At 63.1% G+C, this 13,131-nt stretch carries 12 protein-coding genes and 1 riboswitch; of the genes, 11 read left to right on the forward strand and 1 reads right to left on the reverse strand.

Going from position 1 to position 13,131, the window contains the following annotated elements; genetic code table 11:
- Positions 1 to 424: 424 nt before the first annotated feature.
- Entirely contained in the window at positions 425 to 1,474 is a 1,050-nt protein-coding gene (locus LSO07_RS05100) for a porin (RefSeq protein ID WP_099395679.1), read from the forward strand.
- A gap of 9 nt (positions 1,475 to 1,483) precedes the next feature.
- Here the strand turns inward: LSO07_RS05100 and LSO07_RS05105 are convergent, their stop codons facing one another.
- Entirely contained in the window at positions 1,484 to 3,568 is a 2,085-nt protein-coding gene (locus LSO07_RS05105) for a putative bifunctional diguanylate cyclase/phosphodiesterase (RefSeq protein WP_225317183.1), read from the reverse strand.
- 235 nt (positions 3,569 to 3,803) lie between these two features.
- On the opposite strand from LSO07_RS05105, the gene LSO07_RS05110 reads away from it, so the two are divergent.
- From LSO07_RS05110 to LSO07_RS05155, 10 genes are all read left to right on the forward strand, one after another.
- Complete coding sequence (locus tag LSO07_RS05110; protein ID WP_151092647.1) at positions 3,804 to 4,544, forward strand: Crp/Fnr family transcriptional regulator; 741 nt, start codon at positions 3,804 to 3,806, stop codon at positions 4,542 to 4,544.
- 44 nt (positions 4,545 to 4,588) lie between these two features.
- Complete coding sequence (locus LSO07_RS05115) at positions 4,589 to 6,508, forward strand: PAS domain-containing hybrid sensor histidine kinase/response regulator (RefSeq protein ID WP_151092649.1); 1,920 nt, start codon at positions 4,589 to 4,591, stop codon at positions 6,506 to 6,508.
- A gap of 28 nt (positions 6,509 to 6,536) precedes the next feature.
- Positions 6,537 to 7,343, forward strand: coding sequence for a response regulator (locus LSO07_RS05120; RefSeq protein ID WP_034784792.1), 807 nt, complete (start codon positions 6,537 to 6,539; stop codon positions 7,341 to 7,343).
- Positions 7,344 to 7,382: 39 nt separating this feature from the next.
- The gene (locus LSO07_RS05125) at positions 7,383 to 7,637 is read left to right on the forward strand and encodes a hypothetical protein (protein WP_151092651.1); all 255 of its coding nucleotides are present in this window, start codon (positions 7,383 to 7,385) and stop codon (positions 7,635 to 7,637) included.
- A gap of 108 nt (positions 7,638 to 7,745) precedes the next feature.
- Positions 7,746 to 7,861: riboswitch (TPP riboswitch) on the forward strand.
- Positions 7,862 to 7,940: 79 nt separating this feature from the next.
- On the forward strand, positions 7,941 to 9,854 hold the full coding sequence (thiC, locus tag LSO07_RS05130; RefSeq protein ID WP_034784795.1) for a phosphomethylpyrimidine synthase ThiC: 1,914 nt from the start codon (positions 7,941 to 7,943) through the stop codon (positions 9,852 to 9,854).
- Positions 9,855 to 9,874: 20 nt separating this feature from the next.
- Complete coding sequence (thiS, locus tag LSO07_RS05135) at positions 9,875 to 10,078, forward strand: sulfur carrier protein ThiS (protein ID WP_034785343.1); 204 nt, start codon at positions 9,875 to 9,877, stop codon at positions 10,076 to 10,078.
- 143 nt (positions 10,079 to 10,221) lie between these two features.
- Positions 10,222 to 11,016 (forward strand): thiazole synthase, encoded by a 795-nt coding sequence (locus LSO07_RS05140; RefSeq protein WP_099390046.1) that lies wholly within the window; start codon positions 10,222 to 10,224, stop codon positions 11,014 to 11,016.
- Positions 11,013 to 11,780 carry a bifunctional hydroxymethylpyrimidine kinase/phosphomethylpyrimidine kinase gene (gene thiD / locus LSO07_RS05145; RefSeq protein WP_225317185.1) on the forward strand — a complete coding sequence of 256 codons (768 nt, stop codon included), beginning with the start codon at positions 11,013 to 11,015 and terminating at the stop codon, positions 11,778 to 11,780. The genes LSO07_RS05140 and thiD overlap by 4 nt, the downstream gene beginning before the upstream one ends.
- Before the next feature lie 10 nt (positions 11,781 to 11,790).
- The gene (gene thiE / locus LSO07_RS05150; RefSeq protein ID WP_151092653.1) at positions 11,791 to 12,414 is read left to right on the forward strand and encodes a thiamine phosphate synthase; all 624 of its coding nucleotides are present in this window, start codon (positions 11,791 to 11,793) and stop codon (positions 12,412 to 12,414) included.
- A 79-nt stretch (positions 12,415 to 12,493) separates the two neighbouring features.
- Entirely contained in the window at positions 12,494 to 13,126 is a 633-nt protein-coding gene (locus tag LSO07_RS05155) for an ANTAR domain-containing response regulator (RefSeq protein WP_034749164.1), read from the forward strand.
- Positions 13,127 to 13,131 lie beyond the last annotated feature (5 nt).

Consider the following 13,131-nt stretch of genomic DNA (forward strand, 5'->3'; position numbering starts at 1 on the left):
GTGTTTTGGCGGCTTTGCGGGCCGTTGACGGGCAACAGAACGGGGATAAAAGCGCTGCCGATGTTATAATGCCGGCCTTGGCGCCTCCTGCCCTATCTTTGCGGAGAGTGCCAGCGGGCGCAGTTGTATCAAAGTTTCACTCCAACTCTCGTCCGCGTCACCCGGCCAGCGCATCTGCGATGCCAGCCACTTTCAGAGCGTCCCCTGCGGGCTGGGCGCCTGAGCCACGCGCACCGCCAGCGGTGCACCATTCACGGCGGAATCAAGGCGGCTCGTCATTGCACGCCGCTGCCGCCACAGCTTAGCCAGGAATGTTGTTATCTGGCCCGTCGTCTTTCGATACGGCATGTTCCACAGCGCCTGGCCGCTGTGGCGATGCCATGGCCGCGCGCTTTCCCGGTTTTGCCTGCATAAGGAAACCAGCATGAAAAAACTCTCGATCAGTGTCGGCCTCGTTTCGACCATCGCCACCCTGGGCGCCTTGCCTGCCGCCCATGCCCAGTCCTCCGTCAACGTGTATGGCTTGATGGATGCGGGCCTGGTGCAGGAAGGCGGCGTCAGCAAGCTCACCAGCGGCGTGTCGGCCGGCTCGCGTCTGGGCTTGCGCGGCACGGAATCCCTGGGTAATGGCTTGCAAGCCGTGTTCACGCTGGAAGCGGGTGTCCTGAGCGACACGGGGCGCTCGGACCAGGCCGGCCAGTTGTTTGGCCGCCAGGCGTTTGTCGGCATCGACAGTCCGCTGGGCATGCTGACCGTGGGACGCCAGTACAACCTGCAGAGCCAGGCGCTGACCGACGTGGCCGATCCGTTCGAGGGCGGCATGGCGGGCGCGTCGACCAACCTGGCCGGCTATTCGGCCACGCGCATCGACAATACCGTGCGCTACACCTCGCCCGAGCTGCGCGGCGTCACTGCCACGGTCATGGTCGGCTTTGGCGAACACACGGGGATTGCGGCGGACCAGCGTTCGCTGGGCCTGGCCCTCGGCTATGTCAACGGTCCATTGACCTTGCGCCTGGCGCGCCAGAGCCGTGCCGGCGAGCCGGGCAAGGCCGACGTGAACAACACGATATTGGCCGGTAACTACAACTTCGGCGTGGCCACGGCGTTTGCCGGCTATGGCCGCAATACGGGCGATGGCAGCAGCATGTTCTTTGCCGAGAATCCATACGGCGCGGCGCAGGCGCCGGCCCAGTCCACCGACAGCCGCGACGCCATCGTCGGCGTGTCCGTGCCGCTCGGCGCGACTACCCTGCTGGCCTCGTATGTGCGCAAGGATGACCGCGACGCTGCCAACCGCGATGCGCAGCAGCTGGCCATCGGCGCCACGTATGCCTTGTCCAAGCGCAGCAAGGTGTATGTTGCCTACGCGCACATCCGTAACCGCAACGATGCCGCCTACATGGTGGGCAATGCCACCGAAGTGGGCAGCGGCAACCGCGCCTTCAACGTCGGCCTGCGCCACGCGTTTTAAACCGTCACGCTAGGCGGGCAGCATGCTGCCTTCGTGCAGCAGCGCTTCGAAGGCGGGGGCGGCCAGGGGGCGGCTGAACAAATAGCCCTGCATCTGGTCGCAGCCTTGCTGGCGCAGGAAGGCCAGCTGCTGTTCCGTTTCCACGCCTTCGGCGATGACTTTCAGGCGCAAGCTGTGCGCCAGCGAAATGATGGCGCGCACGATGGCGGCGTCGTCGTCGCTGTGCGTGATGTCGCTGACGAAGGTTTTGTCGATTTTCAGCACGTCGATAGGGAAGTGGCGCAGGTAGGCCAGGCTGGAATAGCCGGTGCCGAAGTCGTCGATGGACAATTGCACGCCCAGCGCCTTCAAGTTGGCCATGATGGCCGTGGCTTGCTCCACGTTATGCATGACCATGCTTTCCGTCAATTCCAGTTCCAGATGGGCCGCATCGAGGCCTGTCTCGGCCAGTGCCTGCGCCACCGCGTGCAGCAAATTCCTTTGCTTGAATTGTCGCGCTGACAGGTTGACGGCCAGGCGCAGCGGACCATGGCCGGCCAGTTGCCAGGCGCGCGTCTGGGCGCACGCCGTGCGCAGCACCCAGTCGCCAATGGGGGTGATCAAGCCCATTTCCTCGGCCAGGCCGATGAAGCTGGCAGGTGGAATACGCCCCAGTTGCGGATGTTGCCAGCGCAGCAGCGCTTCCATGCCCACCACGGCGCCGCTGGCCAGGTCCAGCTGGGGCTGATATTCGAGGTGGAATTGCCCGCGTTCCAGGGCGTGGCGCAACTCGCTCTCCAGCCCCAGGCGCTCCAGGGTGCCCGCATTCATGCCCGAGGCATAGAATTGCCAGTTGCCCCGTCCCTGTTCCTTGGCGCGGTACATGGCGATGTCGGCGTGCTTGATCAGGGTGTCGGCATTCTGTCCATCATCGGGATACACGGCCACGCCCATGCAGCAGCTGAGAAAAAATTCATATTCGCCCAGTTGCAGCGGCTGCGCCACGGCGTCCTGGATGCGCTGCAGAATGGCCGCGCCCGGTTCGCCATTGCCATGCTGGGGCAGCAGCAGCACGAATTCGTCGCCGCCCAGGCGTGCCACCGTGTCGACTTCGCGCGTGGCGTCGCGCAGGCGCTCGGCCACGCTTTTCAGCACCAGGTCGCCGGCATCATGGCCCAGGGTATCGTTGACGAATTTAAAGCGGTCGAGGTCGATGAAAACCACCCACAGGGGAAGGCCGCTGCGCCGCGTCACGGCCATCGCCTGCTCCAGCCGTTCGCGCAGCAGTGCCCGGTTGGCCAGGCCCGTCAGGATATCGTGCCTGGCCTGGAATTCCATTTCCTGTTCGAAACGCATGACGGTGCTGATGTCGTATTGCGCCACGACAAAGTGGCTGAGCGCGCCATCGCCATCGTCGCGCACGGGCGCGACGAACAGCTCGCTCCAGTAGCTGCTGCCATCCTTGCGGAAATTGCGCACGATGGCCTTGCCTTCGCGCTGTTCGCGCAGCGCCGCCGTAATGGCGTGCATGTCTTGCCGCCCCTGCTCGGGACCCTGCAAGTCTTCCAGGCGCTGGCCGATGACTTCGCCGGCCGCATAGCCGGTGATGCGCTCGAAGGCGGGGTTGACGTATTCGATCAGGTAGCCCGGTGCATCGGCGCTGCACAGGATGATGGCATTGGCCGACACTTCGATGATGCGTTCGCGCAGCCGCAGCGACTTTTCATTGTGCATGCGCGCGGCGATGTCTTCGGACAGGCGCAAATTGGCAAACTGCAGCGCCGCCGTGCGCTCGCCCGTGATGCGGGCAATCACGGAATTGCGCGAGACCAGCTGATACACATACGCGGCCGCCAGCAGGCTCGACAGCACACCACCGAGCAGCACATACAGCGAGCCGCGATGGTTCGCATCCAGGCTCATGCCGTTGGCCGGCAGCAGGGCGGCGCCCAAGGTGTGCCCGCTGGCGTGGTACTGCAGCAGCAGCCGGGTGCTTTCCGACTCGATCTGGCGCGCCGAGACATAGCATAGGGCCGTCAGGCACAGCCCGACTGCCAGGGTGATCAGGGCCGAGGTGGAGACGGAAATGGAGATGCGTTTGAAGAATGATTGCATGGCGGTCCCGTGGCAGCGCCGGTGCCGATCCATGATCAGGCAGGCCGGGCAGTGACTGACTGTAGGGCGGGCGGCGAAATGTCGTCCGTTCGCTACCGAACGGACGGTAATGCCGACAAGAAATATAGTCGGGTCACTGTGCCAGTGCTGTGTTACGCTGCCGCATATGGCGCCCCTCGTTCGGACGTCTTACCTCTACCCCCTAGCTGACGACTGGAAACCAGGAAACCTGCCCATGTCGAGTTCGCATGCCCAGCTACACAACCCGAATCAAAACCATTTGCTCGCCGCCATGCTCGACGCCGATTTCGCGCGCCTGGCCCCCCACCTGGAGCAAGTATCCATGTTGCTCGGTGACGTGATCTACGATTCGGGCGACAAGCTGCAGCATGTGTATTTCCCCACCACGGCCATCGTTTCCATTCACTACCTGCTGGAAAACGGCGGCTCGTCGGAAATTGCCGGCGTCGGCAATGAAGGCGTCGTGGGCGTGTCGCTGTTCATGGGCGGCAATTCGACGCCGAGCCGCGCCGTCGTGCAGACGGGCGGTGTCGGCTACCGGCTGAAGGCGCATTTGCTGATGGAAGAGTTCGACCGCGCCGGTCCCGTCATGCGCTTGCTGCTGCGCTATACGCAAGCGCTGATCACGCAAATGTCGCAAACGGCCGTCTGCAACCGCCACCATACGGTGGAGCAGCAGCTGTGCCGCTGGCTGCTGCTGACCATGGACCGCCTGCCGAACCGCGAGCTGACGATGACGCAGGAGTTGATTGCCAACATGCTGGGCGTACGCCGCGAAGGCGTGACGGAGGCGGCCGGGCGCCTGCAGGCGCGCGGCTTCATCAGCTACCGGCGCGGCCATATCTCCGTGCTGGACCGTGCCGGCCTCGAAGGCCACGTGTGCGAATGCTATGGCGTGGTCAAAAAGGAATTCACGCGCCTGTTGTCGGATGTGCGCCAGCGCCAGGCGCACTGAACACCGCATCTTTTTTTTATCGTTGTTACAGCTCAGGCTACCCCATGCAATCTGTTGAAAACATTCCCCCGCGCGCACCGTCGCGCTGGCCCATGGCGCTGGCGTTTTCGTTCAGCGCCATCGTGCTGCTGGCCATCGGCCTGCTGGCCATCGGCCTGCTGGCCTGGCGCGCGCCGTTCGAGACGGCATGCGTCATCGACGCGCTGGTCTTCTTGCTGCTGATGCTGCTTGTCGCGCTGTACCGGCGCACCTTGGCGGCCAGCCTGCCGCGCCAGCTGCTCAAGGCGGGCGCCTTGCAGGATGCGATTTTCAACAGCGCCAATTTCTCGTGCATCGCCACCGATGCGCAGGGCGTGATCCAGATCTTCAACGTGGGCGCCGAACGCATGCTGGGCTATGAAGCGAGCGACGTGGTGGACAAGCTGACGCCGGCCGGTATTTCCGATGCGCAAGAAATCGTCGCGCGCGCGGCCGCCCTCAGTGCCGAACTCGACAGGGTCATCACGCCCGGCGTGGAAGCGCTCGTGTTCAAGGCCACACGCGGCATCGAAGACATTTATGAACTGACCTACATCCGCAAGGATGGCAGCCGTTTCCCGGCCATCGTCTCCGTGACGGCCTTGCGCGACGTGCAGAACAAGGTCATCGGTTACTTGCTGATCGGCACGGACAATACGGCACGCAAGCAGGTCGAGGCGGAACAGGCGCTGCTGGACCAGCGCCTGCGCGAACAGCAGGCGTATACGCGCTCGCTGGTAGAGACCAACAATGCGGAGTTGAAGAAGGCGCGCCTGGTGGCGGAAAAGGCCAACCGCGCCAAGTCCGAATTCCTGTCGAGCATGAGCCACGAATTGCGCACGCCCCTGAATGCCGTGCTGGGCTTTGCCCAGCTGATGGCGTCCGACGTGCCGCCACCGAGCCCGCCGCAGCAGCGCTCGATCGAACAAATCCTCAAGGGCGGCTGGTATCTGTTACGCCTGATTAACGAGATCCTCGACCTGGCCATGATCGAATCGGGCAAGGTCACCTTGTCGCAGGAAGCCATGTCCCTGCTCGACGTACTGCAGGATTGCCAGGCGATGATCGCGCCGCAGGCGGAAAAGCGCGGCATCCGCATGCACTTCCCCCGCTGCGGCCAGGCATTCTATGTGCATGCGGACCGCACGCGCGTGAAACAGGTGATGGTCAACCTGCTGTCGAACGCCATCAAGTACAACCAGGGCGGCGGCACCGTTACCGTCGATTGCAGCCAGCGCGGCGCCAAGGTGCGGGTCAGCGTGCGCGACAGTGGCGTCGGCCTCGATGCGGGCCAGGTGGCACAGTTGTTCCAGCCCTTCAACCGCCTGGGACAGGAAAACAGCACGGAAGAGGGCACGGGCATCGGTCTCGTCGTCACCAAGCAATTGATCGAATTGATGGGCGGCACCATCGGCGTCGACAGCACGGTGGGCGTGGGCACCACGTTCTGGTTCGAGCTCGCTTCGAGCAGCGCGCCGGCATTGGTGCTGGGCGACGGCGACGCGCTGCCGCAGGTGCAGGTGCCGCAGGAAAGCCAGCGCACCTTGCTGTACGTGGAAGACAATCCCGCCAACCTGGCGCTGGTGGAGCAACTGATCGCCCGCCGCAGCGATTTGAAGTTGCTCACAGCCATCGATGCGCACCTGGGCATCGACCTGGCGCGCACGTATCAGCCGGACGTGATCTTGATGGATATCAACCTGCCCGGCATCAGCGGCTTCGGCGCACTGCATATCCTGCACGACGACCCGCTCACCAGCCACATTCCCGTGATGGCCCTGTCGGCCAACGCCGTGCCGCGCGACATCGAGAAAGGCCTGGAAGCGGGTTTCTTCCGCTATTTGACCAAGCCGATCAAGGTCGTCGAATTCATGGATGCGCTCGACGTGGCCCTGCACCATGCGGCCGCGCACGGCCTGGCCGACGACACTCACGCAGTACGCTAATTCAGCACTTAATTTTAGGAATACCGCCATGCTTCAAGCCACCGAGATCCTGAACGCCAGCATCCTCATCGTTGATGACCAGGAGGCCAACGTCATGCTGCTGGAACAGGTGCTGCGCAATGCCGGCTATACGCGCATCACCTCCACCATGGATCCGCAAGCCGTGCATGCGCTGCACCAGCAGCACCGTTACGACCTGATCCTGCTCGACTTGCAGATGCCGGAAATGGATGGCTTCGAGGTGATGGAAGGCTTGCGTGATATCGAGGCGGGCAGCTATCTGCCCGTGCTGGTGATCACGGCCCAGCCCGGCCACAAGCTGCGCGCGCTGCAAGCGGGCGCCAAGGATTTCGTCAGCAAGCCCTTCGACCTGGTGGAGGTGAAAACGCGCATCCACAACATGCTGGAAGTGCGCTTGCTGTACCAGAAGCTGGCCGAATACAACAAGTCGCTGGAACAGATGGTGGAAGCGCGCACGGCGGAGCTGCGCGAAAGCGAAGCGCGCTTCCAGCGCTTCACGGAACTGTCGTCCGACTGGTACTGGGAACAGGATGCGCAAGGCAATCTGACGCGCTTTTCCGGCCCCGTGGCCGAAATGCTGGGCATTGGCAGCGAGGAAGAGCCACAGCGCTGGAACGCCACCGAACGCGCGCTGCTCGACGCAAAAATTGCCGCACGCGAACCGTTCCTTGATTTCATCTACAGCCGCGCCAACCTCGACGGCAGCACGCAGTACCTGCAAGTGAGCGGCGAGCCGATGTTCGACAATGGCAGCCGCTTCATCGGCTACCGCGGCATCGGCCTCGATGTCACGGAGCGCTTGCGCATCGCCTGATTTATACTTGGTGCCATCCACATCCACAAGGAAAGCATCATGGCTGACAAATCTCCCTCCTATTGGTTCCCCGCCAAGACCTATGGCTGGGGCTGGGGCTTGCCCATCACCTGGCAAGGCTGGCTGGTGTTCCTGGCCGCGCTGGCGCTGTTCGCCTGCGGCGCCTTCCTGTTTCCGCCGCAAACCATGCTGGTCGGCTATATCGTCTATGAAGTGGCCATCGTTGCCGTGCTCATTTTCATCTGCCAGCTGAAGGGCGAACCGACCAGCTGGGGCTGGGGCAAGAAGAAATAAGCGCGATGGCGCCTGTTGCAATGCAGCAGATGCGCAAAGACGACACCTGCAAGAAATCATCTGGCCACGCGGCGTGAACCGCGTATAATTGGCTCGCTGCCGCAAGGCGGCAAACGCTAGGGGTCCTGCCTTTCGCTGTGGAAACACGGTGCAAGCGCGGGTGAGAAATACCCTCCGAACCTGATCTGGATAATGCCAGCGAAGGGAAGCTTTAGGATGAACGCACCCCGCTTTTCCGCGTGCGCGCAGCCGAACCTCCTTAGCTGGCTCCAGGCTTAAAAACAGTCTAGCCAAGGAGCCAAAATGAACGCCAACCCGAAATTCCTCTCCGCCACCGCCACGGTCGACGAAGCCGCCATCGCGCCGCTGCCCAATTCGCGCAAGATTTACGTGCAAGGCAGCCGCCCCGACATCCGCGTGCCCATGCGCGAGATCAGCCAGTCCGACACGGAAGCGTCGTTCGGCGGCGAAAAGAATCCGCCGATCTACGTCTACGATACGTCCGGCCCCTACACGGATCCGGACGTGCAGATCGATATCCGCTCGGGCCTGGACACGCCGCGCCTGCCGTGGATCATGGAACGGGCCGACACGGAAGAATTGCCCGGTCCGACCTCCGATTACGGCATCGCCCGCCTGGCGGACCCGAAACTGGCCGAGCTGCGTTTCAACCTGCACCGCAAGCCGCGCCGCGCCATTGCCGGCAAGAACGTGACGCAAATGCATTACGCGCGCCAGGGCATCATCACGCCGGAAATGGAATTCGTCGCCATCCGCGAAAACATGCGCCGGCAGGAATATTTGCGCGAGCTGAAAGCTTCCGGCCCCATGGGCGAACGCCTGGCCGACCTGATGGGCCGCCAGCATCCTGGCCAGTCGTTCGGCGCCAGCATCCCGGCGGAAATCACGCCGGAATTCGTGCGCGAGGAAATCGCCCGCGGCCGCGCCATCATTCCCGCCAACATCAACCACCCGGAAGTGGAACCGATGATTATCGGCCGCAATTTCCTCGTGAAGATCAATGCGAATATCGGCAATTCCGCCGTCACCTCGTCGATTGGCGAGGAAGTGGAAAAGATGACCTGGGCCATCCGCTGGGGCGGCGACAATGTGATGGATCTGTCCACAGGTAAACATATCCACGAGACGCGCGAATGGATCGTGCGCAACAGCCCCGTCCCCATCGGCACCGTGCCCATCTACCAGGCGCTGGAAAAGGTCAATGGCAAGGCCGAAGATTTAACTTGGGAAATTTTCCGCGACACCCTGATCGAGCAGGCCGAGCAGGGCGTCGACTACTTCACCATCCATGCAGGCGTGCTGTTGCGCTATGTGCCGATGACGGCCAAGCGCTTGACGGGCATCGTCTCGCGCGGCGGTTCCATCATGGCGAAATGGTGTCTGGCGCACCACCAGGAATCGTTCCTGTACACGCATTTCGAAGAAATCTGCGAAATCATGAAGGCGTATGACGTGTCGTTCTCGCTGGGCGACGGTTTGCGTCCCGGTTCCATCTACGACGCCAACGACGAGGCGCAGCTGGGCGAACTGAAAACCCTGGGCGAACTGACGCAGGTTGCGTGGAAGCACGACGTACAGGTGATGATCGAAGGTCCCGGCCACGTACCGATGCAGCTCATCAAGGAAAACATGGACTTGCAGCTGGAGCAGTGCGGCGAAGCGCCGTTCTACACCCTGGGACCGTTGACGACGGATATCGCGCCCGGCTACGACCACATCACCTCGGGCATCGGCGCGGCCATGATCGGCTGGTATGGCACGGCCATGCTGTGCTATGTGACGCCGAAGGAACACCTGGGCCTGCCTAACAAGGCGGACGTCAAGGATGGCATCATCACGTATAAAATCGCGGCGCATGCGGCCGACCTGGCCAAGGGCCATCCGGGCGCGCAAATCCGCGACAACGCGCTGTCGAAAGCCCGCTTCGAATTCCGCTGGGACGACCAGTTCAACATCGGCCTGGACCCGGACAAGGCGCGCGAATTCCACGATGAAACCCTGCCCAAGGATTCGGCCAAGGTGGCGCATTTCTGCTCCATGTGCGGCCCCCATTTCTGCTCGATGAAGATCACGCAGGAGGTGCGCGAATACGCGGCCGGCATGGGTATCGCGGAAGACAAGGCGCTCAAGCAGGGCATGGAAATCAAGGCCATCGAATTCATCAAGAACGGCGCCGAGCTGTACCGCAAGGTCTGAAGGAGAGCGTGATGCCTGCATTGATATCCATCACGCTCAACGGCGCACCGCACCAGGTGCCGCCGGGCCAAACCCTCGATCAATTGATCGCCGCCCTGTCGCTGGAAAACCAGGCGCTGGCGCTGGCCGTCAACCGCAGCGTCGTGCCGCGCAAGGCGTGGCAGGACCGGGTCCTGGAAACGCAGGATCACGTGGAGATAGTACGCGCCATCGGCGGTGGCTGAAAACGTCCAAGCAAACCTACTGCGCGTCGCGCTTTGCGGCCTGCGATGCTCACCGTGCTCAAGCACGGTTGCGCGTCTCGGCCACAAATCATCGCCGCTCGCTACGGTTTTCTTCGAACGTTTAAAAACTTAAGGAAGAACACATGAATACCGCAACAAACAACGACCTGCTGACCATCGCAGGAAAGCAGTACCCATCGCGCCTGCTGGTGGGCAGCGGCAAGTACAAGGATTTGCCGCAGACGCGCGAAGCAACGGATGCGGCGGAAGCGCAGATCATCACGGTGGCGATCCGCAGGGTCAATATCGGCCAGGACCCGAACGCGCCCAGCCTGCTCGATTTCGTGCCACCGGACCAGTACACGATTTTGCCGAACACGGCCGGCTGCTACAACGCAAAAGATGCCGTCTACACCCTGCAACTGGCACGCGAGCTCTTGGGCGGGCGCAATCTGGTGAAGCTGGAAGTGCTGGGCGACGAAAAAACCTTGTTTCCGCACATGCCGGAAACCCTGGTTGCGGCAGAAGCGCTGGTCAAGGATGGCTTCGACGTGATGGTCTACTGCAGCGATGACCCCATCCAGGCGAAGATTCTGGAGGACATCGGCTGCGTGGCCGTCATGCCGCTGGCGTCGCTGATCGGCTCGGGCATGGGCATCCTGAATCCGTGGAACTTGTCGCTGATCATCGATCAGGCGAAAGTACCCGTGCTGGTGGACGCAGGCGTGGGCACGGCGTCGGATGCGGCCATTGCCATGGAACTCGGCTGCGATGGCGTGCTGATGAATACAGCCATCGCCGGTGCGCGCGACCCCGTGCGCATGGCGCATGCCATGAAGCTGGCCGTGCGGGCCGGGCGCGAAGCATTCCTGGCGGGGCGCATGCCGCGTAAATTCGCTGCTTCGCCATCGTCGCCGATGGCGGGCCGCCTGGCGTGAAGCCGGGGAGCCGGCCGACGGTGCTGGTGTTTGCCGGCGCCGATCCGTCGGGCGGCGCCGGCATCGCCGCCGATATCGTGGCGATTGCCGCGCAGGGCGCGCATGCCTTGCCTGTCATCACGGCGCTGACGGTGCAGGACAACGACCGCGTGTTTGCTGTCGAGCCTGTGGCCCCGGAATTGCTGCGCCGCCAAGCGCAGGCGCTGATCGACAAGATCGCCATCGATGCCGTGAAGATCGGCATTCCCGGCAGCGCCGCGAATGCGGCCGTCATCGCGCAACTGATCGCGCAATTGCGGCTGGTCCGGCCGGATTTGCCTGTCGTGCTCGATCCCGTGCTGGCCAGCGGCCATGGCGACGTGCTCAGCCGGGACGACGCCGTGCTGGCGCTGGCGCCCTTGTTGCCGGTGACTACCGTCATCGTACCGAACGGGCCGGAAGCGGCGGCCCTCGGTGGCGAGAAAAACCTGCGCGCGCAAGGCTGCAAGAACGTGCTGGTGACGGGCGGCCATGGCGAAGGCGAGGTGATCGTCAACCGTTGGCACGATGGCGAGGACAGGGCGCGCGAGTGGCGCTGGCCGCGCCTGCCCGGCGAATTCCACGGCAGCGGCTGCACCCTGGCGTCCGCCATCGCGGCGCGCCTGGCACTGGGCCAGGCATTGCCCGAAGCGCTTGATGGAGCGCAAGCCTATTGCCATGCGGCCCTGGCCGGCGCGTATGCGGTTGCGCCAGGCCAGCTGATACCGCAACGATTCATTCAATAAGGAAAACATCATGCGTGGACTGTATCTGGTTACCCCGAACTGGGATGACACCGACCGCCTGCTCGATATCACGGAACAGGCTTTGCACGGTGGCGTGGCCCTGCTGCAATACCGCCACAAGAGCGCCGAGGCGGAACAGCGGCGCGAGCAGGCGGGCGCCTTGCTGGCCCTGGCCCGCAAGTATGGCGTGCCTTTCATCATCAACGATTTTATCGAGCTGTGCGAAGAGCTCGACGCGGACGGCGTGCACGTGGGCGGCACGGATGCGTCCGTCGCGCAGGTGCGCGCGCGCCTGGGCAAGGAGAAGCTCATCGGCGCCTCGTGCTATGGCGACATGGCCCTGGCGCGGACGGCAGACGCTGGCGGTGCCAGCTATGTGGCCTTCGGCGGCTTTTATCCCTCGCTGGTGAAAAAGTATCCGGTCACGACACCATTGGATATCGTGCTGCAGGCCAAGCGCGAGATCGCCTTGCCCTGCGTGGTGATCGGCGGCATGACGCCGGAGAACGCGGCGCCGCTGGTCGCGCGCGGCGCCGACATGGTGGCGGCCATCAGCAGCGTCTTTGGCAAAGAATACCAGGCGGACGATGTGAATATTGCGGTGCAGCAATTCAATCACTTGTTTGCGGCATGAGCATGCGGGTGCAGGGCTGGTTTGGGCGGATAATCGGCATATAATAAGAGCATCATTCATTACCGAGGTCCCTTTGCCCATGAGTCAGCCAGCCGCCGCGAAACGCCTTATCCTGATCGTTGACGATGACCAACTCCTGTTGGAATTCCTCGGCGAAGTCCTGCGCCATGCCGGCTACGAGACGGCCCTGGCCCATTCGGCCGAAGTGGCGCTGCAGCTGATTGCCCAGCGCGAGCCCGACCTGGCCTTGCTCGACATCCACATGCCGGGCATGTCCGGCCTGGAGCTGGCCAAGCGCCTGCATGGCGAAACGGCCGTGCCGTTCATGTTCCTGTCCGGCAGCGGCGACAGCGAATCGGGCAAGCAGGCGGCCGCCTATGGCGCCGTCGGCTATGTCGTCAAACCCGTCGATGAAGGCCGCTTGATGCCCGCGTTTGAAGCGGGTCTGGCGCGCGCCGATGAAATCCGCCAGCTCCGGCGCACCGAACTGAACCTGAATGCGGCGCTGGCCGCCGGCCGCGAAACGAGCCTGGCTGTCGGTTTGCTGATGGGTAAGTTCCAGACGGACCGCAACACGGCCTTCGAAGTGCTGCGCGACCACGCCCGTTCCAGCCGCCGCAAGATCAATGAAATCGCCAGCCAGCTGCTGCTGGCCGAAGAAACCCTGAACGGCCTGCACGGCGCCTTTTTGAACCGGGCGAAAACCAAGTAAGTGTT

The sequence above is a fragment of the Janthinobacterium sp. PLB04 genome, assembly GCF_021165895.1.
Lineage (GTDB): Bacteria > Pseudomonadota > Gammaproteobacteria > Burkholderiales > Burkholderiaceae_D > Janthinobacterium > Janthinobacterium lividum.